Below are 23,936 nucleotides of genomic sequence, written 5' to 3'. Positions count from 1 at the left end.
GACAGCCAGGTTCATTCCGCGGCCTGCATGCGCGGATAGGCATACATGCGCTCATACCCCCAGTCGGGATCGTCCCAGGCAATCATCTTGCCGGGGTTCAGCAGGCCCTTGGGATCCGCTTCGCGCTTGAAGGCCAATTGCCTGTCGTCCACCGACTGCCGCCCGCCTTCCTCCAGCGTGTAGCGATGCGGGTTGAAGACCAGCGCGCCCTTTTCCTCGTGGATGCGTACGATCTCGTCCAGACGCTCCTCGGTGCTGAACTTGACCAGCGTCAGCCCCGCAAAGCCAACCTTTCCATTCGCCCGGATCGACTCGAGATGCTGGATGCATTCCCCCGGAAAGGTCTGGCGGATTTCCTCGACCAGCGCCCGGTGATCCGGAAACCCATAGCGCACCTGCAGATAGGTGATCGACGGATCGACCTTGAGCGCGCGCAGCGTCGTGTGGTTCCAGCCGTATTCGAACACCGGCCCCGGCCGGCGCGGCCAGTCGTGATCGTCGGAACGATAGATCATCCGCACTCCGGGCCGTCGCGCGAGGAAGGTCAGGAAACCGTCCATGCCATGTGGTGCCACCATCAACCCGACGAGGTGATCGCCCTTGTTCACATGTGGGCGTACACGTTGGAAATAAGCGTGCGCCGTGGGCGCCTCGTAGACGCTGGCCAGCTTGATCAGGATGCCATCCTCATTCGCCAGATCGTCGGCAAATGCCATCGCGGCGCCGAAGTCCTCGGAGGCGACAAAGATGTCGATCCAGTCATAGGCCGGCGCCAGCGGCATCTCGATCTCGGTGATGATGCCGTTGGTGCCATAGGCGTGGCTGACGCGGGCCAGTTCCTCGCCGGTGAATTCCAGCACCCGCGGCTCGGCCTCCATCGTCACCACGCGCAGGCGGATGATGTTTCCCAGGTCGCGCAGGCTGCCCCATGTGACCGACCCGACCCCGCCGGAACCGCCAGCAATGAATCCGCCGATCGTCGCCGTCGCCCAGGTCGAGGAGAACATGCGGATTTCCTGCCCGGTTTCACGGCAGGCGGCATCCAGATCCTTGAGCAGGCAGCCGGGCTCCACCACCACGCGGCCCGGCGCGATTTCCTTGACCTCGGTCATCCGGCTCAGGTGCAGGACACAGCCACCCTCGAAGGGCATGGCCTGTCCGTAATTGCCGGTGCCCGCGCCCCGTGTCGTCACCGGCACGTTGTGCTGATAGCAGGTTTTCAGAACCTCGATCACCTCGGCCTCGGTCCGGGGGCGAACGACGAAATCCGCCGTGACGTGATCCAGCCGCGCCTTCAGTACCGGCGAATACCAGAAGAAATCGCGCGAGGCGGCGCGCACCGGGGTTTCGGCATCTACGAGGTCCAGGTGCGCCAATGCGGCCTTGGCGGCGGTGATATCTGCGGTCATGAGGTCTTCCAGAGGTTGTCGAGGTCGGAGTAGTCGGGCAGCTTGCGGTCGATGGCCTCGCCCCCGCGCAACACGATGCGGTCGCTTTGGGGACGGGCAAAGAACTCGGTCCAGTCGCGGGCGCGAAAGATCACCAGGTCGGCTGGCGCGCCCTCTTCCAGCGCGCTGATACCGAAACCGCAGGTCGCCTCTGGCGTGAGCGTAAAGCTCTTGATCCAGTCGGTTTCGCAGTGGTCCAGGTGGGCGATACGGGTGGTCTCGCGCAGGACCTCGACCATGTCCATGTCGCCATAGGCATAGAACGGATCGCGCGTGTTGTCGGAGGCGAAGCTGACCGGGATGCCCCGCGCCCGCATTTCGTGGACCAGCGTCACGCCCCGGCGGCGCGGCGTGCCGGTGCCCCGGTCCTGCAGGTAAAGGTTGCACATCGGCAGGCTGACCACATGCAGTCCGGCCTTGGCGCAAAGGTCCAGCGTGTCCAGCGCCCGCGCCTCGTCCTGCGTCGACAGCGAACAGCAATGCCCCACCACGACGCGGCCCTGATAGCCGGTTTCCAGCACCGTCTCGGCAATCATGCGCAGGGTTTCGGATGAGGCATCCATCGTCTCGTCGGTGTGGAAATCCACGTCCAGCCCATGCGTGTCGGCAGCCGCGAAATGCCCCAGCAGACGCTCCTTGAGATCTGGCACCGGGTAGGTGACCATGCCCAGAACGCCGCCGTATTCCGCAACCGTGCGGGTGATTTCAGGGTATTCCTCGGTGCCGTAGGCCTCGCAGGAGACCAGGCTGGCGGCCTGCAGTTCGATCCGTCCGGCCCATGCCTCGCGCAGGTCGGCAAAGACGGGCCAGCTGCGCAGGTATTGCCCGTTCATCGAATCAAGGTGCGTCCGGATCTGCTTGGTGCCATGGGCCCAGGCGCTCCGCAGGGAAAAGCCCATGCGGGTTTTCAGGTCTTCTTCGGTCCAGTTGACGTGATCGGCGCGCACGGTGGTCAGCGCGCCCATGAAGGTGCCATCGGGATTGGATGCGCGGGGCCAGATGTGGCCCTTGTCCAGATGCGTGTGCATGTCGGTAAAGCACGGCAGGACCATCGCACCGCGCATGTCCACGGCCACCCCCCCCGGCGCGGCGATGCGGCCCGCCTCGATCCCCATGTCGGTCCGGACCAGGTCGCCCTCCTGCCCGACAAGACAGGCGGGCACGGTGACATTGGCCAGGGTGAAGGCCCCGTGCGGCAGAGAAGTGAAATCCATCAACCGTCCTTTTTCAGCGCGCTTTCGTGCCAGCGGAACAGCGCAAGGTGACTGATCAGGCTCATGACCGCAAAGATCGTCACGCCCATCAGGGAAATCAGGATCAGCGCCGCGTAGAGCCTGCCGAAGTTGAACCGGTAGGACGCCTCGAGCAGCGTCGAGGCAAGCCCCAGCCCGGTCCCGGCGCGGCCGATCACGAATTCCGCCACCACCGCCCCGATCAGCGCCAGCCCGCCCGCGATCTTGAGACCCGAGAGAAAGTAGGGCAAGGCCGAGGGCGCCGCGAGATGGCGCAGCCGCTGCCAGCGGCTGGCCCCGTAGATGGTAAAGAGGTCCTCGAGGTTGCGGTCGGTGCTTTTCAACCCGACGGTCGTGTTCGAGAGGATCGGGAAAAACGCCACGATCCAGGCACAGAGCAAGGCCGCGACAAAGGGACTGTCGAGGTAGATCTGCAACAGCGGCGCAATCGCCACCACCGGCGTCACCTGCAGGATCACCGCGTAGGGAAAGAAGGACATCTCGATCCATTTCGACTGCGTGAAGGCCACCGCCAGCAGCGCCCCGCCCAGGATCGCGAACCCCAGCGCCAGCAGCGTCAGCCGCCCGGTGGTCAGCGTGGCGGCCCACAGCAGGTCCCAGTCCTCGATCAGCTTGTCCAGCACCAAGAGCGGCCCCGGCAGAATGTAATGCGGCACCTCCGAGAGCGTGACATAGAGGTGCCAACCCAGCAGCGTCAGGACCATGACCAGCGAGGGCAGCGTCCATTTCGCGATCCGCAGCACCTGTTCGCGCCGTGCACGCGCCGCTTCTTCGTGATCGACCAGGGGCGTCTTGGTGTCCGTCATGCTCATGCCGCCTCTCCCGTGGCGCGGTGCAGTGCATCGGATGCCAGGCGGCAATACCGTGCATATTCCGCCGAGGTGCGGAACGCCTCGCTGCGTGGATAGGGCGCGTCGACGGTCAGTTCCTCGATCACCCGCCCGGGCCGGGCTGCCATGACCACCACGCGATCGGAGAGAAAGACGCTTTCAAAGACCGAATGGGTGACGAAGATCACCGTGCAGCCGATCTTTTCGCGCAACGACAACAGGTCGTTGTTCAGCTTGAAGCGCGTGATCTCGTCCAGCGCGGCAAAGGGTTCGTCCATGAGGATCAGCCGGGGTTTCGTGACCAGAGCCCGCGCGATGGACACGCGCATCTTCATGCCGCCTGACAGTTCACGCGGAAAGGCGCGCTGGAATTTCTCCAACCCCACAAGGCGCAGAACCTCCAGCACGTCGTCGCGGACCTCGGCAAAGGGCACGCCTCGGATTCGGAACGGCAGGTAGACATTGTCCATCACCCGCGCCCAGGGCATCAGCGTCGGTTCCTGGAAAACAACTCCCAGATCCCCTGCCCCCTTGTCCCCGGCAGCCTCCTCACCGGTCCAGGTGATGCGGCCCGATGTCGGCTGCATCAGCCCCGTGACCAGTTTCAGCGCCGTCGATTTGCCGCAGCCCGATGGCCCCAGCAACGAGATGAAGTCTCCTTCGTTGACGGTCAGGTTCATGTTGCGCAAGGCGATGACGCCGCCGTGGAATGTCTTTTCCACCTGCGCCATCTTGAGCAGTTCAGGGCGTTGGCCCAAGGGTTGGCGGGAGGGTATCATCGCATCGCTGTCCCGGATCGCGTCGAGCCGCGACCCGGGCCTTTCCTTACTTCAGGTCCATTCCTACGCCCTTGCCCACGAACTCCGTGGTATAGGCGGACTGCCAGTCGACCTCGCCGATCACGCCGGCCTCGACCATCTTGGCGTAGAAATCGCCGACCTGCGCGTCGGTGATGACGCCGATCCCTGCCTCAAGCGTATCGCCGGAGTCCACGATGCCGTGTTCCTTCATCTTCTCGATGGCAAAGGCGATCTTGTCGTTCGTCATCTCGGGGTTGTCGGCCTTGATCATCTCGTTGGCGGCCGCGTTGTCGCCATAGAGATAGGTGTACCAGCCCTTGATCGAGGCATCGACGAAACAGCTGACCTCGTCCGGCTTCTCGGCGATCGTGTCGGCCATGACCTCGATCGTCGAGGCATAGGTGGAATAGCCCGCGTCGGCGATCAGGAAGACATCCGGGGTAAAGCCGCCTTCCTTTTCCACCAGGTAGGGTTCGGACGACAGGTAGCCCTGCATCCCGGTATCCTCGTTGGCAAGGAAGGGCCCGGGGTTGAAGGTATAGGGCTGGCGCTGTTCGGCGGTGAAACCATATGCCGCGATCATCCACTGGTAGTAGGATTGATAGCCGTTGTCGCCGATCAGCAGATCCAGCGCCTTGAGATCCTCGAAGCTCTCGGCCTTGCCCGGGTGGGTCACGATGACCTGCGGGTGTTTCTGAAAGATCGCCGCGACTGAGACCACCGGGATGCCCTCCTGCACGGCGTTGAAGGCCTGCAGCAGGTCGCCGCCCATGTGGTAGTCGATCCGCCCCGCCAGCAGCAGCGCGCGGTTGTTCACCTGCGGACCGCCCGGCAGGATCGAGACCTTGAGCCCGCAGGCCTCGTAGGTGCCATCGGCCACGGCCTGGTAGAACCCGCCATGTTCGGCCTGGGCCAGCCAGTTGGTGCCAAAGGCGACCTCGGTCAGATGCGATTCCGCAAAGGCGGGCGCGGCAAGTGTGCCGGCCGCGGCACATGCAAGGGCAGTGAACTTCATGGAGGACCTCTCTGTCGCGGGTTTGCGTCTTTGCGCCGACCCTGAGAGCGCGCCACAGTCCGGGCAATCGGCATCTCTGACCGGATGGTCCGCTTTTCCGGGAAGACGCACAGAATTCATGCAGTTACGGCGCGCCCGCTGAATTATGCGGCGCCCGGAAAGCGCGTTTCGAAAGAGATCTGGTCAATTTGGCGCTCTGGCGCCAATGTGCCCCAGCACAACGGAGCCCCAGAAATGCCAATCGACAGCCTGATCCCCGACACGATCGCCGCCCCCTTCGCCCGCTATGCCCACGGCGTCGCAACCGAAAACCTTGTCCTGACATCGGGGCAGTTGCCGCTGGCCATGGATGGCAGCGTGCCCGAAGGCCCCGAGGCGCAGGCCGCGCTCTGTTTCGCCAATATCGACGCCATCCTGGCAGAGGGCGGAACGTCGAAACATCACGCCCTGCGCATCAATGCCTATGTCACGCACCGCGATCACATGCAGGGCTACATGGCCGCGCGGGATGCCTGGCTCGCGGACGCGCGCGTGCTGCCGGCCTCGACGCTTATGATCGTCTCGGGCTTTACCCGGCCCGAATTCCTGGTCGAAGTCGAAGTCACCGCCCTGCGCCCCTGATCGGATTGCACTCTGCCGACCTCCCTGAAAGAGTGCCGCCCAAAGAGAGTGCCATGACCGCCTTCCGTTTCATCCATGCCTCGGACCTGCACCTGGGGCGCCGCTTTGCCAATATCCCCCAGCCCGAGGATGGCAACATCCGCGGGCGCCTGATGGAGGCGCGCCACGGCGTCATCGCGCGGCTGGCGCAGGCCGCCCGCGATACCGGCGCGGCGCATGTCCTGCTGGCAGGCGATACATTCGACACGGCCACGCCTTCTCCGACCGTGTTGCGCCAGGCGCTGACCGCGATGGCAGAGGATGCAAGCCTGACCTGGTGGCTGCTGCCCGGCAACCACGACAACATGGCCAATGCCGAACCGCTCTGGGAACGGATGCTGGCCGAGGCCCCGGGAAACGTGCGGCCCCTTTTGGACGCCGCGCCCCGGATGATGGCCGATGGCGCCAGCCTGCTGCCGATCCCGGTCACCCACCGCGCCCCGGGCCGCGATCTGACCGAGGGGCTTGGCGCCCTGCCAACGCCCGAGGGCGCGCTGCGGATCGCGCTTGCCCACGGCGGCGTCACCGATTTCGAGGATACGGGCGCGCATATTCCGCCCGACCGTGCGGCCCGCGCCAACCTGGACTATCTCGCGCTGGGCGACTGGCACGGACGGTTGCAGATCGACGCCCGCACGCACTACCCGGGCACGCCGGAACAGGACAGGTTCAAGCACGGGCGGCGCGGGCTGTGCCTGGCCGTGACCATAGACGCGCCCGGCGCGATACCGCAGGTCGCAGAGGTCGAGACCGGCCAGTTCTGGTGGACCGAAACGGAATTGCCGGTACAGGCCGGGCTGGACACCGCTGCGGCGCTGGAGGCGCTGTTGCCCGCCACCGGACGCCGCGATGTGCTGATGCGGGTCCGGGCCACCGGCTGGGCCAGCCTCGCGCAGCGCGCTGACCTATCGCGTGCGGCCAATGACGCCGCACCTGACTTTGCCTGGCTGACGTTGAACACCGAAGGCCTTGGCGCGCTGCTGGACGACGTGGATCTCGACACGATCGACCACGCGGGCGCCCTGCGCCAGGCCGCCGAGACGCTCAAGACCGAAGCCGAGAACCCCGACCTCTCCGCCGAGGATCGCGGCATCGCCGCCGAGGCGCTGGCCCGGCTTTATGCCTATGTGACGGAGCAGCCTGCGTGAAACTTCGCCGTATCGCCGTCCAGAACCTGCGCCGCTTCACCGCGCCCGTCCAGATCGAGGGGCTGGCCGACGGGCTGAACGTGCTCAGCGCCCCGAACGAACAGGGGAAGTCCACGCTTTTTGACGGGTTGCAGGCGCTGTTCTTCACCGCGCACGGCGGCAGCGGCAAAGAGATCAAGGCCCTCCAGCCCCATGCCAAGGGCGCGCCCGAGGTGCTGGCGGAGATCGAGACGGCCGAGGGGCGTTTCACGCTGGCCAAACGCTGGCTGTCAAAGCCGCGCGCTCATGTCTGGCAGGACGGGCGCCTCATTGCCCAGGCCGATGCCGCCGAAGCCTGGATTTCGCAACTGGCCGCCGCCGATGCCGGCGGGCCCGCCGGGCTTCTGTGGGTGCGGCAGGGGCTGACCGGTTTCGACGAAAACGGCAAAAAGGCGCAGGACACGGCCCGTGAGGCGCGGCGCGACCTGCTGTCGTCGATCGCCGGCGAGGTCGACACGATGACCGGTGGCGCCCGCATGGACGCGGCGCTGAAACGCTGCCGCGAGGAACTGGGCCGCTATGCCACCGCCACCGGGCGCCCGCTGAAGACCGGCCCCTGGAAGGCGGCCCAGGACCGCGTCGACGAGCTGCAGGCGGAACACGACCGGCTGGATCAGCTGGCGGCCGAACTGCGCCATGACCTTACCGCCCGCACCCGCGCCCGGTCTGAACTGGCAGAGCTGACCGAGCCGGAGGCCGCCGCGCGCCGGCAGTCCCGGCTGGCAGAGGCCGAGGCCGCGCATGCCCGTGCCGAACGCCATGCGGCGCAGCTCGATACGCTCACCCGGGCCGCCGAGACCGCGCGCCTGCGGTTGGACGGGCTGGAAAGCCGTCGCAAGGCGCGTGCCGTGGCGCTGGCCGAACGCGACGAGGCGGCGCGGGCCACCGAGGCGGCCGGAACACGCAAGGCCCATGCCGAGGCCGCGCAGACCGGGGCCGAACGCGCCGCGTTGCAGGCCAGAGAGGCGTTGAAAAACGCCCGTGCCCGACTGGCCGAGGCGGAAACCGAACTGCGCCTCGCGCAACAGGCGCGGCACGCCCGCGAGGCCGAGCATCAGCGAAAGGAACTGACCCGGCGCATCGCCGAGGCCGGGGAACTTCGGCAACAGGCCGACGCCGCCCGCCGCGAGGCGTCTCAAGGCCCCGATGCCAAGGCGATCGACCGGCTGGAAAGCCTGGCCCGTGCCTTGGAGCAGGCCCGCGCCCTGCAGGCCGCCAGCGCCGCGCGATTGGAAGTCTCTTACGCGGCGGGGCGCGACGGGGCGATCACGTTGGATGGCCAGCCACTGCCAGGCGACAGGGCGATGCCGCTCTTGCGGGTCACGACGCTGGACCTGCCCGGCCTCGGCAAGCTGACCCTCACCCCCGGCGATACCGGCGACGATACCGCGGTCGACAGCGCAAGCGAGGCTCTGTCGGCCGCCTTGCGGAAACTTGATCTGCCCGACATCGACGCTGCCCGGCAATCCGCCCGCGCGCGCGGCGAGGCCGAGCGCCGCCTGTCCGAGATCACCGCCACCCTGCGCGCCCTCGCGCCCGACGGGGCCGAGGCCCTGCGTCAACGGCTGACCTCCCTGCCCGCGCCCCTGCCGGCGGATGCGCCCGAACCACCCACAGTAGAGGCGGCGGAAACCGCGCTCCGTCAGGCCGAGAACGCCCGGCAAGAGGCCGAGATCCAGGCGGAAACCGCGCGTGACCAACTCGAGGCCGCGCGTACCGAGACCGCCCACGCCCTTGCCGGCGCGCAGGCGGCGGCTGACCGTCAGACCCGGGCGGAAACCGCCCTCGCGCAGGCGCCCGAGACACCCGAAGCAGAGCACGACGCCGCGCAGGCGGCCCTGGCGCAGGCCGAAGAAGCCCGCGCCAAGGCCGCAACCGAGGCGCCCGATCTCGAAAGCACCCGGGCCGCGCTGTCGCGGGCGCAATCCGCCGAGACCTCCGCGCAAGAGGCCATCGCGCGACTGAACCTCGATCTTGCTCGCCTGGACGAACGTGTTCGCCGCAGCGCCGAAGGAGCGGTCGAGGAACGGCTGGCCGATCTGGCACAGGATCTTGAAACCGCGCGGGCCGATCTGGCCCGGATCACCCGGGACGTGGCCGTCCTGCGCCGCCTCGAAACCGCCCTGGAGACCGCGCGCATCGCCGCAAGGGATCGCTATTTCACACCGGTTGCCAATGCCTTGCGCCCCCTGCTTCACCTTCTGTGGCCAGAGGCGCAGCTGGACTGGGACGACACCGACCTGTTGCCCCGGAACCTGATCCGCAACGGCGCCGAGGAGCCGATCGACATCCTGTCCGGCGGAACGCAGGAACAACTGGCGCTGCTGGTGCGGCTGGCCTTTGCCCGTCTGCTGGCCGAGGACGGACGCGCGGCTCCGGTGATCCTGGACGATGCGCTGGTCTATACCGACGATGACCGGATCGAACGAATGTTCGACGCCCTGCACCGCCAGGCCTCGGACGTGCAGATCCTTGTCCTGACCTGTCGCCAGCGCGCTTTCCGCGACCTCGGCGGGCAACAGTTGCAGATCCGCGCAATGGATCCGGCGCCCGACAGCCTGCTGGAAAGATGAGCGCGCCGCCCGCGACCCGAAATCATTGAAAGAAAGCGAGGTTGCGGCCTCCGACGCAGACGAATCCCCTTTGCAATCGCGGCAGGCATCCCTATATTCACCCTGTCCCTTCGGGGACTATGGGCATAAACGCGCATGTAATAAACGGATCGGACCCGGGGGCGGTACCCGGCGGCTCCACCATATATCCTTTGTTGGGGGATCATGGGGCCGAAATAGGATCGACGAACGCGTAAAGATGTAGCTTTGTCCCGGTGAGATACCACCGTTATCGGTTCGCTAAGTACAATTGCCAACAACAATCGTGCTCCGGTTGCTCTGGCTGCGTAAGCAGTCCGAAAGACCGAAATCTAAGCCCTTGCGCCTAGCCGCGTAAGGCGGGGTTCGCAGGCACCTGGCAACAGAAGCCTGCACTTTCCCAAATGAGAATCCCCGACAGCATACCCGGCGCGCCGCCTGTCTGCTTGTCCCCGCCGGGTCCGCCGCGGTCGCGGACCGCAGTCGGGACCTCGTGATCGTCGATCCCTGCGAAAGCCGGACCTGGCAAATCATGGTCAAACATTCGCCGCGCGACGATGTCCGGGTCAAAAATGGCTGATGGGAACCGGGGTCAAGGTCACGCATCAACCCGCTCAGCGACGGCAAACGCCTGCGCCACCGCGACAATGCCAAGCTTTATGTCTTCTACGAGACGGTCGACGGGCGCAAACGGGCCAAGGGCGACTATGGCATCCGCTACCAAGGCGACTATTTCGAGGGCGTCGAGGCGGTGCGGATCCTGCGCGGGCCGGAGGTTGAATATTGGATCGCAGGCTGTTGATCACCTGCTGCGGGTCTTGACCCGGGGCGCCGACCTGTCACACCGGCGTCGTCCCCCGCTGCTAGGCCCCGAGGTCATGACCGCCTATTCCACGCTGATTCAAGTCTTTGGCCGTATCGGGGTTCTGTCCTTTGGCGGCCCGGCGGCGCAGATCGCCCTGATGCACCGCGAACTGGTCGAGGAACGGCCCTGGCTGACGGAACAGCAATTCCTGCGCTCCCTGAGTTTCTGCATGTTGCTGCCCGGACCCGAGGCGATGCAACTTGCCACCTATGCCGGCTGGCGCCTGCGCGGCATTCCCGGCGGACTGATCGCGGGCGGGCTCTTTGTGCTGCCCGGCGCCGTGGTGATCGCCCTGCTGGCGCTGTTCTATGCGCAGTATGGTGCGCGCCCCGAGACCGAGGCGCTGCTATTGGGCGTCAAGGCCTGCGTCGTGGTGATCGTGGCACAGGCGCTGGTACGGCTGTCGCATAAGGCACTCAAGGGAACAGCGGACTACCTGGTCGCCGCGCTGTCCTTTCTTGCGATCTTCCTGCTTGGCCTGCCCTTTCCGCTGATCATCGCGCTGGCCGCGCTCTGGGGCGCCTGCCGGGCCGCCGCACCGTCAGAGACACCTCCGGACCCCGCCACGCGTCGGACACGCCCCGCAACGATCCTGCTCTGGGCTGCGCTCTGGCTCATGCCCCTGCCGATCCTCTGGCTGACGGGCCAGGACCTGCTGTTCGACCTGGCGCTGTTCTTTGCCAAGCTGGCCGTCGTCACCTTTGGCGGGGCCTACGCGGTTCTGGCCTACATGGCACAGGAAGTGGTCGAGAGCCGCGCCTGGCTGGACGCCACGCAGATGGTCGACGCCCTGGGCCTGGCCGAGACCACGCCCGGCCCGCTGATCCTGGTGACGCAATTCGTGGGACAGTTGACCGGGCACGCCCACGGCGGCCCCTGGCTGGCCCTGGCGGCGGGCGGACTGACGCTCTGGATGACCTTCGTGCCCTGTTTCCTGTGGATTTTCGCGGGCGCCCCCTACATCGAAAACCTGCTGGCGCGGCCCCGACTGCAATCGGCGCTGGCGGCCATCACCGCCGCCGTCGTCGGCGTGATCCTCAATCTTTCGCTCTGGTTTGCGCTGCATGTCGTCTTTGCCACGCTCACGCCTGTCGGGTTGGGCCCGGTCACGCTGGACCTGCCCCGGCTGGACTCGCTGCGCTGGGAAGTCCTGCCCCTGACAGCCCTTGCCACGCTGCTGCTTGTCTGGGCAAAACGCGGTGTCCCTGTCACACTCGCCCTCTCGGCGGCGCTGGGATGGGCGCTTGCGCTTGTGTGACAATCGCCCCTTTTCCTTCACGTCAAAAACAATATGGTGAGGGCACGTTCAGAAAGGTCCCCAAATGTCCGAAGGCATCGATTACGGCAAACTCATGCACCGCGCCATGCGCGGGTTGATTCAGCAGGTTCTCGAGGATGTTCAGGAAAACGGACTGCCCGGGGATCATCATTTCTTCATCACCTTCGACACCGGTCACCCGGATGCCGAGCTGGCCGACTGGCTGGCCGATCGCTATCCCGAGGAAATGACCGTGGTGATGCAGCACTGGTATGACGGGCTGGATGTGGGCGATGACGGATTCGCGGTCACGCTGAACTTTGGCGATGCTCCGGAACGGCTGTACATCCCCTATGATGCGATAAAGACCTTCGTCGATCCCTCGGTGGAATTCGGCCTGCGCTTTGAAAGCCAGGAGGACGAGGAAGACGGCGACGACGATCCGACGCCCCCCGATGACGACGGTCCCGGCGGCGAGCCGCAAGAGGAACACCACGACGCAGAGGTGGTCAGCCTCGATCGTTTCCGGAAGTGATCCCCGGAACTGCCTGACAATATCCCGGTGCCGCGCCCAGACGGGTCATAAGGCACCGGCATTCTGACGCATGTTAACGGTATCCCGTGGTATGCCGCCTTGTCTTTCCGCACTTCTGGGGTAAGAGGAAGGCAACCGCACGAAGGAGGCATGTCCATGACCGCGACCCGCACCGAATCCGACAGCTTTGGCCCGCTCGAAGTTCCCGCAGACAAGTACTGGGGCGCACAGACCCAGCGTTCGATCATGAACTTTCCCATCGGTTGGGAAAAACAGCCCGTGGCCATCGTGCGCGCGCTGGGCGTGATCAAGCAGGCCTGCGCGATGCAGAACAAGGCCACCGGCAAGCTGGACGCGAAACTGGCCGACGCCATCATCCAGGCCGCCAGTGAGGTCGTCGCGGGCAAGTTCGACGACAACTTCCCGCTGGTGGTCTGGCAGACGGGGTCGGGCACCCAGTCGAACATGAACTCCAACGAGGTCATTGCCAACCGCGCGATCGAGATCCTCGGCGGGACCATCGGCAGTAAGGACCCGGTGCACCCGAACGATCACTGCAACATGGGCCAGTCGTCCAACGACACCTTCCCCACCGCCATGCATATCGCCACCGCGATGAGCGTGCGCGACGTGCTGATCCCCGGCCTGACCAAGCTGGCCGAGGGGCTGGAGCAGAAGGCCGACGAATTCAAGGACATCATCAAGATCGGCCGCACCCATACGCAGGATGCGACGCCGCTGACGCTGGGCCAGGAATTCTCGGGCTATGCGCATCAGATCCGCCAGGGCCTGAAGCGGGTCGAGGCCGCGATGCCCGGCATTTACGAACTGGCCCAGGGCGGCACCGCCGTCGGCACCGGCCTGAACACCGTCCCCGGCTGGGGGGAGGCGGTCGCCGGCCACATGGCCAAGATCACCGGCCTGCCCTTCGTCACTGCCCCCAACAAGTTCGAGGCACTGGCCGCGCATGACGCGATGGTCTTCCTCTCGGGCGCCTTGGCGACGATTGCGGGCAGCTGCTACAAGATCGCCAATGACATCCGCTTCCTCGGCTCCGGCCCGCGTTCGGGCCTGGGTGAGCTGATCCTGCCGGAAAACGAACCGGGCTCCTCGATCATGCCGGGCAAGGTGAACCCGACCCAGGCAGAGGCGCTGACCCAGGTCGCTGCGCATGTCATGGGCAACGACGCGGCGATCAAGTTCGCCGGCTCTCAGGGCCACTTCGAACTGAACGTCTACAACCCGATGATGAGCTACAACCTGCTGCAGTCGATCCAGCTGTTGGGCGACGCCGCGGACAGCTTCACCGAGCGGATGCTTCTGGGCATCGAGGCCAACGAGCCCCGCATCGAAAAGCTGATGAAGGAATCGTTGATGCTGGTCACCGCGCTGGCGCCGACCATCGGCTATGACAACGCCACCAAGGTCGCCAAGACCGCGCACAAGAACGGCACGACCCTCAAGGAAGAGGCCATCGCTTTGGGCTTTGTCGACGAGGAGACCTTTGACGCCGTGGTGCGTCCTGAGCAGATGATCGGACCGAAGGCCTGATGTCACCCGTCGGTGCGGGCACGACGCCCCGCACCTGACAGAGACATGACAAGAACCCAAACAAGGGCGCCGGGCAAAAGTGTCCGGCGCCTTTTTCCGGTGATGCCCCGGCTTGTACAAAACGTTGGAAACCGCGTACGTTTTGTACAAAACGTACAACACCCGGCGGAGCACAGGTCATGTCCAAGGTGGTCAATCTCAACCGCTTCAAGAAGCAGAAGGCGCGCGACGACAAGCGCCGCGTTGGCGACCAGAATGCCGCGCGCCACGGGATTAGCAAGTCGGAAAAAGACCTGGCCGAGGCCCGGCGGTCAAAGGCCGAACGCGATCTGGACGGACACGAAAAGGAATGAGCGGACGCCCGGTCAAGCATTCCCTGACCCTCAAGGGACACCGGACATCGGTCTCTCTGGAAGAGGAATTCTGGCAGGAGTTCCGCCGCATCGCCCGAGAAGATGGGCTTACAATCAATGCCTTGGCGGCCAATATTGATGTTAGCCGCGACCCCGAGGTCGGGCTTGCATCCTCGATCCGTGTGTACGTCCTGCAAAGGGCGCTTGCCTCACGCGATGCGTGAGGAGTTATCCACAAGAGCCTGTGAACACTTCAGGAGGCCGGGAAGACAAAGCAGCGGTCGCGGCGGATGCTCAGCCACATCGGTGTGCCGGGTTTCGGCAGAAAGACGTTGGGCACCGTGGCGCGCAGTTTCTCGCCGTCATGGTCCATGCGGAACTCCACCAGGCTTTCCGACCCCATGAACCGCGCCCGCTTCACCACGCCGCGCGCCGGCGCGCCGGTCTTGGCCGAAGGACTGGGCCCCTTGCCCGCACGGTCAAAGTCGATGCCGACGTGCTGGGGCCGAAAGACGATCTCGACGTGGCTGCCATCGGCATAGCCCGGGGCCAGGAACTGGCCAAAGGGCGTGGCCACGAGGGCACCTTTAACTTCACCCTTGATCATATTGATATCGCTGAAGAAAGCGACTGCCTCACGGTCGGCTGGGGCGTTGTAGATATTGTAGGGTGCGCCCTGCTGGACGATATGCCCCTGCCGCATCAGCGCGATCTCGTCGGCCATGCGCATCGCCTCTTCGGGTTCATGCGTGACCAAGAGAACCGAGGTCCCCTCTTCCTTGAGCAGTTCCAGCGTCTCATCCCGGATGCCATCGCGCAGCCGGTTGTCGAGGCCGGAGAACGGCTCGTCCATCAGCATCAGGCGTGGCTTCGGCGCCAAGGCGCGGGCCAGGGCCACACGCTGCTGTTCGCCGCCCGAAAGCTGATGCGGATAGTCGTCGATGTAGCCGGCCAGCCCCACCCGTTCGAGGTATTCCTTTGCCCGCGCGCGTTTCTCGGAGGCCGATGTCTTGAGCCCGAAAGCCACGTTCTCGCCCACGCTAAGGTGCGGAAAAAGCGCGAAATCCTGGAACATCAACCCGACGGAGCGGCGCTCTGGCGGCACCCGGAAAACCGTGTCGCAGATCAGGTTGCCATCGATGAAGATCGAACCGGAATCCTGCATCTCGACCCCGGCGATGATCCGCAAGGTCGTCGATTTTCCGCAGCCGGAGGGCCCCAGGAGGCAAGTCACCTTGCCCGGTTGAATCGTCAGCGAAACATTGTTCACCACCGCCTTGCCGTCATAGCGGCGGATGATGTTTCGGATCTCCAGTCGGGGTGCCTGCACGGGGTGTCCTTTGTCGTCTCCGACGGAAAGCATCGGGATTTTAGCGACAGATAAAGCGCACGGCCCCGCGCCGCAAGGTCAGCCGCCCAGAGCCTTGCCCAGGCGCGGCAAACGCGCCTTTTTCATCAGGGCCCGCATGGTCCAGGCCTCGCCCGAGAGCCGTTCCGCCTCGGCCCGCACGTTTTCACCGACCTGCGCCATGACGTCTGGCTGCGCCCGGTGAAATCCCAGAAGGAAGCCATCCGGATCGGCACGGCTCAGCCTCTCCTCGGCCAGGATGTTCCGCGGGAAGTCACTGGCATTCATGGTGACGATGACATCCGCATGCCCCGCAATACCCGCCGCCAGGACATGGGTATCATTGGCATCGGGCAGCCACAGGCGCTTTTCCAGCGACGGCGGGTAGGTCACTTCGGCCTTGGGCCAGGCGGCGCGGACAAGGGCGGTCTCGGCCCGCGCCTGTGCCTCGCCGTCCGGGCCCAGCTTGCGTGCGGCACGGGCCCATTCCTCGAGAATGCGTTCCGACCAGAGCGGCGTGTAGAACCCCGCCCGCGCGGCGCCCAAAAGGACCTCGCGCATCACCGTCGGATACAGAACGCAGGTGTCCAGCAGGACCTTCACAGGCGGAAGACCAAGGCCTTGAGATAGCCGGATTCGGCCAGTTGAGGCAGCAGCGGGTGATCCGGTCCGGCAAAGCCGGTGTGCAACAGCTGTGCCCGACGCCCGGACCGGCCGATCCCCCGCAGGCAAGCGCCGGTAAAGGCGGTCAGGTCCGCCGCATGGGAACAGGAGCACAGCACCAGGTAGCCGTTCTTTGCTACCAACGGCGCGGCCAGGCGCGCCACGCGCTCATAGGCGCGCAGGCCCTTTTCCAGCGCGGGCTTGTTGGGCGCAAAAGCAGGCGGATCGCAGATCACCAGGTCAAAGCGCGCATCTTCGCCCGCCAATGCCTCGAGCGTGGCAAAGGCGTCACCTTGTCGGGTGGCAAAGCGGTCAGAGGCCTCCATGCGCCGCGCGCCTTCTTCGGCCAGGGCCAACGCGGGTGCGGATCCATCGACCGCGAGGGCCCTGCTGGCACCGCCCGCAAGCGCCGCAAGCGCAAAGCCGCCAACATGGGAAAAGACATCCAGGACCGAATGCCCCCGCGCAAGCCGGGCCGCAAACCCCTGGTTCTCGCGCTGGTCATAGAACAGACCGGTTTTCTGTCCACCGGTCAGGTCCGCCATGTAGGTCGCGCCGTTCATCTCGACCGGAACCGGCGCCTGGGGTGCCGTGCCCCGCAGCACCGCGTCCACGTCGTCCAGCCCCTCCAGCGTACGTCCGCGCCCGGCGGCGTTCTTCAGCACGTTGGTCACCCCCGTCACGTCGACCAGGGCCTCGGTCAGGGCTTCCAGGTGTGTCTCGGCCCAGGCGGCATTCGGCTGCATCACGCAGGTGTCGCCAAAACGGTCGATCACCAGACCCGGCAGACCGTCGCCCTCGGCATGGACCAGCCGGTAGAAGGGCGCGTCGTAGACCGCTTCGCGCAGCGACAAGGCTTTGCGCAGGCGCTCGGCCAGCCAGTCGCGATCGACAACCGCCGACGCGTCGCGGTCCAGCACCCGGGCCACGATCCGCGAGCCGGGATTCACGGCGACCGTGGCCAACGGCTTGCGGTCGCCATCTTCCAGCGTCGCGATGCTGCCGGGGGCCAGTGCCTTGCTGCGCCGGTCCATGACCAGCTCGTTGTCAAAGACCCAGGGCGCACCACGTCGAATGGCGCGCGCGTTGGCCTTGGGTTTCAGCCGCAGGACCGGGCGGTCGGGTATGGTCTTGGAATCCGTCATGCGCTTCGCTTAACTGCATTTGCGTGCCTGGGAAAGCGCCGCCGTGCAGGCAATTGCCCAACCCATCGGGGTTGCCACACGATCCGGCCTTTACCGTTAGCGCTAACTGTCGTATGTGAGGCGCATAGCCAAGCCAGAGACGATCCCAGGAGGGAGACCCGAATGCCGCTTGATGCCACCATCGCGCGTGTCACCGCCCGTATCGAAGCCCGTTCCGAGCAGATGCGCAGCACTTATCTTGACCGTATGCGCCGCGCCGCCGACGAAGGCCCGCGCCGCGCGCACCTGACCTGCGGTAACCAGGCCCATGCCTATGCCGCCATGACCGGCGACAAGGATACGCTGGCGGCGGGCCGCGCCCCGAACCTCGGGATCGTGACCGCCTACAACGACATGCTCTCGGCGCACCAACCGTTCGAGACCTATCCCAACGTGATCCGCGCCGCCGCGCGTGAGGCAGGCGGCACCGCGCAGGTCGCGGGCGGCGTGCCCGCCATGTGTGACGGCGTCACCCAGGGCCAGGTCGGCATGGAGCTTTCGCTATTCTCGCGCGATGTGATCGCTCTGGCGACGGGTGTCGCGCTGAGCCACAACACCTTTGACGCTGCCGTCTACCTGGGGGTTTGCGACAAGATCGTGCCGGGGCTGGTGATCGCGGCGGCGACCTTCGGCTATATCCCCGGGCTGTTCATTCCCGCCGGTCCGATGACCAGCGGTTTGCCCAACGACGAAAAGGCCAAGATCCGCCAGCAGTTCGCCACGGGCGAGGTTGGCCGGGACAAGCTGATGGAGGCCGAGATGGCCTCGTACCACGGGCCGGGCACCTGCACCTTCTACGGCACCGCCAATTCCAACCAGATGCTGATGGAATTCATGGGGCTGCACATGCCGGGCACCAGCTTCATCAACCCGGGCACGCCGCTGCGCGAGGCGCTGACCGTCGAGGCCGCGAAGCAGGCGCTGTCGCTCACCAAGCTGGGCAATGCCTATCGCCCGGTCTGCGACGTGTTGGACGCCAAGGCCTTTGTGAACGGGATCGTCGGGCTGATGGCGACAGGTGGGTCGACCAACCTCGTGCTGCACCTGCCCGCGATGGCCCGTGCCGCCGGGATCGCGCTGGAGCTGGAGGATTTCGACGAGATCAGCTCGGTCACGCCGCTGATGGCCAAGGTCTATCCCAACGGTCTTGCCGACGTGAACCATTTCCACGCCGCAGGCGGGCTGCAGTACATGATCGGCGAACTCCTGGACGCGGGCCTGCTGCAGGATGACGTCAAGACCGTGGCGGGCGACGGGCTGTCGCTCTACACGCGTGAACCGGTGCTGGAAAACGGCGCGGTTTCTTACCGGGACGGCCCGCGCGAAACGCAGAATGACAAGATCCTGCGCCCCGCGCGCGACCCGTTCCAGGCCACCGGCGGGCTGAAACAGCTTTACGGCAACCTCGGCCACGGCATGATCAAGGTTTCTGCCGTCGCACCGGAACGCCATGTGATCGAAGCGCCGGCGCGCATCTTCCACGACCAGGAAAGCGTCAAGACCGCCTTCAAGGCCGGAGAGTTCACGTCCGACACCGTGGTTGTCGTCCGCTTCCAGGGCCCGTCCTCGAACGGGATGCCGGAACTGCACGGGCTGACGCCGACGCTGGCCGTCCTTCAGGATCGGGGCCTGAAGGTGGCGCTTGTCACCGATGGCCGGATGTCCGGTGCAAGCGGCAAGGTGCCGGCTGCAATCCATGTCTCGCCCGAGGCGGCGAACGGCGGTCCGCTCGCGCGGCTGCGTGACGGTGACGTGGTGCGCGTGGATGCGGTCAAGGGGACGATCGAGACGCTGGCCGAGGATTTCGACAGTCGCGAGCCGGTACAGGCGGATCTGTCCGGCAATGGCCACGGCGTCGGACGCGAATTGTTCGAGGCCTTCCGCCAGAATGTCGGCCTTGCCTCCAATGGTGCCGCCGTGGTGGTGTGACCGACTGCACCTCGTTATAGAAAACACTCAAGCCCAAACACCCAAGGGAGCTTTGCCCATGACCCCCCAGGACGCCAGCCAGAGCAACGAAGCGCTCTGCCGTATTGCCCCCGTGATCCCCGTTCTGGTGGTCGATGACGTCGCAACCGCCCGCCCGCTGGCCGAGGCGCTGGTGGCCGGCGGCCTGCCGGTGCTCGAGGTGACATTGCGCACACCGGTTGCGCTGGACGCGATCCGCGAGATGGCAAAGGTCGAGGGCGGCATCGTTGGCGCGGGCACCCTGCTGACACCGCAGGACGTGGCAGCCGCCAAGGAGGCCGGCGCGAAATTCGGCGTCTCGCCCGGCGCGACCGACCGCCTGCTGCAGGCCTGCGAGGACGCCGACCTGCCATTGCTTCCCGGTGCGGCCACGTCTTCGGAGGCGATGCGCCTGCTGGAACGCGGCTATTCGGTGCAAAAGTTCTTTCCGGCCGAGGCCAACGGCGGCGTCCCCGCGCTGAAGTCCATCGGCGCGCCCATCCCGCAGGTGCGGTTCTGCCCCACCGGCGGCGTCAGCCCATCCAATGCGCCCGATTACCTGGCCCTGTCCAACACGCTCTGCGTTGGCGGCAGCTGGGTCGCGCCCAAGGATGCCGTGGCCAAGGGTGACTGGGCCCGGATCGAGGACTTGGCCCGCAAAGCGGCCGCCCTGCCCCGAAGCTGACCCTTTGGCGGGCCGCGCTTACGAGCGCGCCCGCGACTTCCATCCGCCCCGGCGGCGCGGCTTTTGCGCCTGTTCCAACCCCTCGCGCAGCACCTGCGTCATCGGGTGGTCAGCGTTTTCACCGTAGCGCGCCAGCAAGGCCGCGATCTGCGTTTGCATGTCGACGCCATCCGGCGCCGACAGCGCCCAGTCGAGGAAGATCGACCGGCATTCCTCGGTGCTCAGCCCCTCCATCGCATAGGCATCCACCATCAGGCCCTTGGGGTCGCTTGAATCGCCCTTGCTCATGTCTCGCTCTCCGGTTCCGGCAGCACTTTGCCGATAATCTCTGCGGCGCGGCCTGCCCGAGTCTCAAGGTCCGATCGCATGGCCTCCATGTCGGGGGCGTCGGCGAGGCGCAACAGGAAGGCGCACCCGCCCTGGCCCAGCTTTTCCGGGTCGATCGCGTCTTCGCTGACCAGCCGCGCGCCGATCTGCAAGGACCAGAACAGCTCGTAGGCTGAGATCAACGCGGTGCGGTCGGCCTCATCCAGCCACTTCGCCAGTCGCAGCGCACGCGGCGCCTCGCGAACGGGGCGCCCGGCCTCCAGCGCGCAAAGCTGGGCGAACAGTTCGATATCCTGCAGTCGTCCCGGTCCGATCTTGGCGTCCAAAGGCCCGCCCGGCCCCTTGGCCGCCGCGATCCGCGCGCGCATCTCGGCCACGCCGCGCCGGATTTCCTTGACGTCGCGCGCCTTGCCGATGACCTCCTTGCGCAGCGCCTCGACGTCCTCGGCCAGTTCTGTGGGCCCGGCGACCACGCGCGCCCGGGTCAGCGCCAAATGCTCCCAGACCCAGGCCTCCTCACGCTGGTAGCTCTGGAACGAGGCCCATGACGTCGCCACCGGTCCCTGGTTGCCTGAGGGCCGCAGGCGCATGTCGATCTCGTACAGCTTGCCCTCGGCCATCGGCGCGGTCATGGCGGTGATCAACGCCTGCGTCAGTCGCGCGTAATAGGTGCGGCTGGCCAGGGGTTTGCGCCCGTCCGAGGAGTCGACGCCCTGGGCATCGTAGATCACGATCACGTCGAGATCGGACCGCGCATGCTGGCGCCGCGCACCCAGCGATCCCATGCCCAGCACGACAGCCCCGCGTCCTGGCGGGGGGCCGTGCTTCTCGGCAAACATCTTTTGAACCTCGGGCCAGACGGCGGCCAGCGAGGCGCCTGCGAGGTCGGCATAAGCCTTGCCCGCTTCCTCGGGCCCCATCAGACCTCGCAGAAGGTGCACGCCGATACGGAAATGCCAGTCCTTGGCCCAACGGCGGGCGGCGTCCAGCTTGCGCTCGTAATCCCCGGCGTCTTGCAGTTGCTTGACCAGCGCCGCACGCAACGCGTCCGCCCCCGGCCAGTCGCTGAAGAAATCGCCCGCGATCACCGCGTCGAAGACGCTGGCATTGCGAGACAGGTAACGGGCCAGGTCCGGCGAGGTCCCGACGATATCGACTAGAAGGTCGATCAGCTGGTGGTTGGCCTCGAAGAGCGAGAAAAGCTGTACCCCGGCGGGCAGACCCGCAAGGAAACTGTCAAAGGCCTTCAACGCCTCTTCGGGGCGGTCTGTCTGGCCCAGTCGGCGCAGGATCTCTGGACGCAGTCGTTCGAATATGGTGACTGCCCGCTGTGACCGCAGGCAGGGATAACTGAGCCAGCGGCCCGGCACCGGACTGTCGGCAAAGACCTCGGGCACCTCCTGGTCCGTGCCCGTTCCGGGAGCGAAGAAACCTTCCGTAAGGTCATGCACCTCGGTCAGGCGGTCGGTCAGATCGCGCTCGATCTCCTTCAGGTCGCGGCCCATCAGGCAGGCCAGACGCTCCATTCCCTCCGGAGATTTCGGCAAGTCGTGTGTCTGCGCGTCGCCAATCATCTGGATGCGGTGCTCGACTTCACGGTGGGCCCGGTAGTGACCGCTCAGCACCTTGGCCACGTCGCCGGGAATCCAGCCCTTGTCCGCAAGCCGCTCCAGGCCTTCGACCGTCCCGCGCACGCGCAATTCCGGGTCGCGCCCGCCGGCGATCAATTGCCGGGTCTGGGTAAAGAACTCGATCTCTCGGATGCCGCCGCGACCCAGCTTCATGTTGTGGCCCGGCAGGGTGATCCCGCCGCCCAGGCCCTTGTGCTCGCGGATGCGCAGACGCATGTCATGCGCGTCCTGAATGGCCGCGAAATCCAGGTGCTTGCGCCATACGAAGGGTGTCAGCACCTCCAGGAACCGCGCACCAGCCTCCAGGTCACCCGCCGATGGGCGCGCCTTGATGTAGGCGGCCCTTTCCCAGGTGCGACCGACGCTTTCGTAATAGCGCTCAGCCGCTTCCATCGCCATGCAGACGGGCGTCACCGCCGGATCGGGGCGCAGGCGCAGATCGGTGCGAAAGACATAGCCCTCGCCGGTCAGGTCGTTCAGTGTCGCGGCCATCTTGCGCGTGGCGCGCACCAGGCTGGCGCGCGCCTCATGATAGTCAGCCGGATCGTACTGCTGTTCATCGAAAAGACAGATCAGATCGATGTCCGAAGAGTAGTTCAGCTCTCCGGCCCCCATCTTGCCCATCGCCAGGGCCACCATGCCGCCCGCCGTTGCAATGTCTTCCTCTGTCTTGCCGGGCAGCTTGCCACGGGTGATCTCGGGTGTGATCGCCGCACGAAGAGCCAGCGAGGCCGACAGGTCCGCGAAATCGGTGAGCGTTCCCGTGACCTGTTCCAGATCCCAAGCGCCCGACAGGTCGCACAGCGCGATCAACAGCGCCATCCGACGCTTGGCCTGCCGCAGGGCCGCCCCGACCTGCGTCGGCGCGAACTCGTCGAGATCGGCATAGAGCGCCCTGACCGCGCCCTCCGGGTCCTGGACCGCGCCTTCCAGCCAGCCGCCCTCCTTGCCCATGAGGCCCCTCAGGTAGGGGCTGGACCCGCCCGTTCCCTTGATCAGGTCGGCCATTGCCCCTGTGGCCCAGGGGCAGTCTTCCAATGCCTCCACGCCCCGTTCGGGTTCGAAGGCGTGCGGCGTGCGGGTCATGCGTCGTTCCAGCGTCATGGCGGCAGATGGCCACCAAACGCGACCGAGCGCAACTCCCTTGCAGCCGTCCCGCCCCTGCCCCAATCTGCACCCGGAACCAACATGGACCAGAGTGATGAGCAAGAGTTTGAAACGGGTCCAAAAGTCCCTTGAGGACGCAGGACTTCCGCACGACATCCGCGAGGTCGGCCAGGCCCGCACCGCGCAGGAGGCCGCCGACAGCGTCGGCTGCGCACTCGACCAGATTGCCAAGTCCATCATCTTTCGCGCCGAGGACAGCGGCGAGGCGGTGCTGTTCCTGACCGCCGGTGGCAACAGGGTCTGCGCGGAAAAGGCCACGGCCCTTGCGGGGGAACCCTTGGGCAAGGCGGACGCTGCGCTGATCCGAGCACAAACCGGATTCGCCATAGGCGGCGTCTCGCCTGTCGGTCACCTGAACCCGATCCGGGCCTGGATCGACCCGCGGCTTATGGAATTCAATTCCGTCTGGGCTGCCGCCGGAACACCCCGGCATGTCGTGGCGATGGACCCGCGAGAGTTGCCGCGCCTGACCGGGGCGACCGAGGCCGATTTCACCCTCTGAAAGCCCCCGGATAAACGACCCCGGCCTCTATTTGAGCAAAAGAACCCGCGGGAAAGGCGCCTGCCGGGCGTAGGGAGGACCTCATATTTTTGCAGCAACCATTTGATAAATCATGCGATTTTCAATAATGTAAAAA

General features: G+C 65.9%; 21 protein-coding genes and 1 other RNA gene. 12 read left to right on the top strand and 10 right to left on the bottom strand.

The genetic code is table 11. The annotated features are described in order from the left end of the window. Positions 1–11: 11 nt before the first annotated feature. The 5 genes from RBB42_RS13015 to RBB42_RS12995 are packed head-to-tail and all read right to left on the bottom strand — an operon-like array spanning position 12 to position 5,346. Positions 12–1,409, bottom strand: coding sequence for an FAD-binding oxidoreductase (locus RBB42_RS13015; RefSeq protein WP_305969852.1), 1,398 nt, complete (start codon positions 1,407–1,409; stop codon positions 12–14). Next, complete coding sequence (locus RBB42_RS13010) at positions 1,406–2,662, bottom strand: cytosine deaminase (protein ID WP_305969851.1); 1,257 nt, start codon at positions 2,660–2,662, stop codon at positions 1,406–1,408. Before RBB42_RS13010 ends, RBB42_RS13015 begins: the two co-directional genes overlap by 4 nt. Beyond that, positions 2,662–3,513 carry an ABC transporter permease gene (locus tag RBB42_RS13005; protein WP_305969850.1) on the bottom strand — a complete coding sequence of 284 codons (852 nt, stop codon included), beginning with the start codon at positions 3,511–3,513 and terminating at the stop codon, positions 2,662–2,664. Before RBB42_RS13005 ends, RBB42_RS13010 begins: the two co-directional genes overlap by 1 nt. Then, positions 3,510–4,310 (bottom strand): ABC transporter ATP-binding protein, encoded by an 801-nt coding sequence (locus RBB42_RS13000; RefSeq protein ID WP_305969849.1) that lies wholly within the window; start codon positions 4,308–4,310, stop codon positions 3,510–3,512. The genes RBB42_RS13005 and RBB42_RS13000 overlap by 4 nt, the downstream gene beginning before the upstream one ends. 46 nt (positions 4,311–4,356) lie before the next feature. Beyond that, a complete protein-coding gene (locus RBB42_RS12995; RefSeq protein WP_305969848.1) occupies positions 4,357–5,346 on the bottom strand; it encodes an ABC transporter substrate-binding protein in 990 nt (329 codons plus the stop codon). Between the two features lie 234 nt (positions 5,347–5,580). Between RBB42_RS12995 and RBB42_RS12990 the strand changes: the two genes are divergently transcribed. The 9 genes from RBB42_RS12990 (at position 5,581) to RBB42_RS12950 (ending at position 14,570) form a co-directional block, all read left to right on the top strand. Further along, positions 5,581–5,967 carry a RidA family protein gene (locus tag RBB42_RS12990; RefSeq protein WP_305969847.1) on the top strand — a complete coding sequence of 129 codons (387 nt, stop codon included), beginning with the start codon at positions 5,581–5,583 and terminating at the stop codon, positions 5,965–5,967. Between the two features lie 53 nt (positions 5,968–6,020). After that, positions 6,021–7,154, top strand: a complete 1,134-nt coding sequence (locus RBB42_RS12985) for a metallophosphoesterase family protein (protein WP_305969846.1) — start codon at positions 6,021–6,023, stop codon at positions 7,152–7,154. Continuing rightward, positions 7,151–9,766 carry an AAA family ATPase gene (locus RBB42_RS12980; protein ID WP_306043696.1) on the top strand — a complete coding sequence of 872 codons (2,616 nt, stop codon included), beginning with the start codon at positions 7,151–7,153 and terminating at the stop codon, positions 9,764–9,766. The genes RBB42_RS12985 and RBB42_RS12980 overlap by 4 nt, the downstream gene beginning before the upstream one ends. Positions 9,767–9,831: 65 nt before the next feature. Further along, positions 9,832–10,181, top strand: a transfer-messenger RNA (tmRNA) gene (gene ssrA, locus RBB42_RS12975). 481 nt (positions 10,182–10,662) lie between these two features. After that, positions 10,663–11,907, top strand: coding sequence for a chromate efflux transporter (gene chrA / locus RBB42_RS12970; protein WP_305969844.1), 1,245 nt, complete (start codon positions 10,663–10,665; stop codon positions 11,905–11,907). Positions 11,908–11,971: 64 nt separating this feature from the next. After that, positions 11,972–12,442: an SspB family protein gene (locus tag RBB42_RS12965; RefSeq protein WP_305969843.1), complete on the top strand. Its 471-nt coding sequence runs from the start codon at positions 11,972–11,974 to the stop codon at positions 12,440–12,442. 156 nt (positions 12,443–12,598) lie between these two features. Continuing rightward, the gene (gene fumC, locus RBB42_RS12960) at positions 12,599–13,993 is read left to right on the top strand and encodes a class II fumarate hydratase (RefSeq protein ID WP_305969842.1); all 1,395 of its coding nucleotides are present in this window, start codon (positions 12,599–12,601) and stop codon (positions 13,991–13,993) included. A gap of 179 nt (positions 13,994–14,172) precedes the next feature. Next, a complete protein-coding gene (locus tag RBB42_RS12955; protein WP_305969841.1) occupies positions 14,173–14,346 on the top strand; it encodes a DUF4169 family protein in 174 nt (57 codons plus the stop codon). Next, entirely contained in the window at positions 14,343–14,570 is a 228-nt protein-coding gene (locus RBB42_RS12950) for a ribbon-helix-helix domain-containing protein (RefSeq protein WP_305969840.1), read from the top strand. Before RBB42_RS12955 ends, RBB42_RS12950 begins: the two co-directional genes overlap by 4 nt. A gap of 29 nt (positions 14,571–14,599) precedes the next feature. Here RBB42_RS12950 and RBB42_RS12945 read toward each other — a convergent pair whose 3' ends face one another. The 3 genes from RBB42_RS12945 to RBB42_RS12935 form a co-directional block, all read right to left on the bottom strand. Further along, on the bottom strand, positions 14,600–15,676 hold the full coding sequence (locus RBB42_RS12945; protein WP_305969839.1) for an ABC transporter ATP-binding protein: 1,077 nt from the start codon (positions 15,674–15,676) through the stop codon (positions 14,600–14,602). Positions 15,677–15,754: 78 nt separating this feature from the next. Continuing rightward, on the bottom strand, positions 15,755–16,297 hold the full coding sequence (locus tag RBB42_RS12940; protein WP_305969838.1) for an RSP_2648 family PIN domain-containing protein: 543 nt from the start codon (positions 16,295–16,297) through the stop codon (positions 15,755–15,757). Beyond that, complete coding sequence (locus tag RBB42_RS12935; RefSeq protein WP_305969837.1) at positions 16,294–17,502, bottom strand: RSP_2647 family RNA methyltransferase; 1,209 nt, start codon at positions 17,500–17,502, stop codon at positions 16,294–16,296. The genes RBB42_RS12940 and RBB42_RS12935 overlap by 4 nt, the downstream gene beginning before the upstream one ends. Positions 17,503–17,664: 162 nt before the next feature. Here RBB42_RS12935 and edd point away from each other — a divergent pair, with 162 nt between their 5' ends. Both edd and RBB42_RS12925 read left to right on the top strand, forming a co-directional pair. After that, entirely contained in the window at positions 17,665–19,470 is a 1,806-nt protein-coding gene (edd, locus tag RBB42_RS12930) for a phosphogluconate dehydratase (protein ID WP_305969836.1), read from the top strand. A gap of 58 nt (positions 19,471–19,528) precedes the next feature. After that, a complete protein-coding gene (locus RBB42_RS12925; protein ID WP_305969835.1) occupies positions 19,529–20,173 on the top strand; it encodes a bifunctional 4-hydroxy-2-oxoglutarate aldolase/2-dehydro-3-deoxy-phosphogluconate aldolase in 645 nt (214 codons plus the stop codon). A gap of 18 nt (positions 20,174–20,191) precedes the next feature. On the opposite strand, the gene RBB42_RS12920 is transcribed toward RBB42_RS12925, so the two are convergent. Both RBB42_RS12920 and RBB42_RS12915 read right to left on the bottom strand, forming a co-directional pair. Further along, on the bottom strand, positions 20,192–20,461 hold the full coding sequence (locus tag RBB42_RS12920; protein ID WP_306043695.1) for a hypothetical protein: 270 nt from the start codon (positions 20,459–20,461) through the stop codon (positions 20,192–20,194). Then, positions 20,458–23,235, bottom strand: a complete 2,778-nt coding sequence (locus RBB42_RS12915; RefSeq protein WP_305969833.1) for a [protein-PII] uridylyltransferase family protein — start codon at positions 23,233–23,235, stop codon at positions 20,458–20,460. Before RBB42_RS12915 ends, RBB42_RS12920 begins: the two co-directional genes overlap by 4 nt. 97 nt (positions 23,236–23,332) lie before the next feature. On the opposite strand from RBB42_RS12915, the gene RBB42_RS12910 reads away from it, so the two are divergent. Next, positions 23,333–23,800, top strand: a complete 468-nt coding sequence (locus tag RBB42_RS12910; RefSeq protein WP_305969832.1) for a YbaK/EbsC family protein — start codon at positions 23,333–23,335, stop codon at positions 23,798–23,800. Positions 23,801–23,936: the final 136 nt, after the last annotated feature.

The sequence above is a fragment of the Mameliella sp. MMSF_3455 genome, from assembly GCF_030733205.1.
Classification (GTDB): domain Bacteria; phylum Pseudomonadota; class Alphaproteobacteria; order Rhodobacterales; family Rhodobacteraceae; genus Antarctobacter.
Note: the sequence above shows the minus strand (reverse complement) of the source record. Positions and strands in the feature narration are given on the sequence as shown.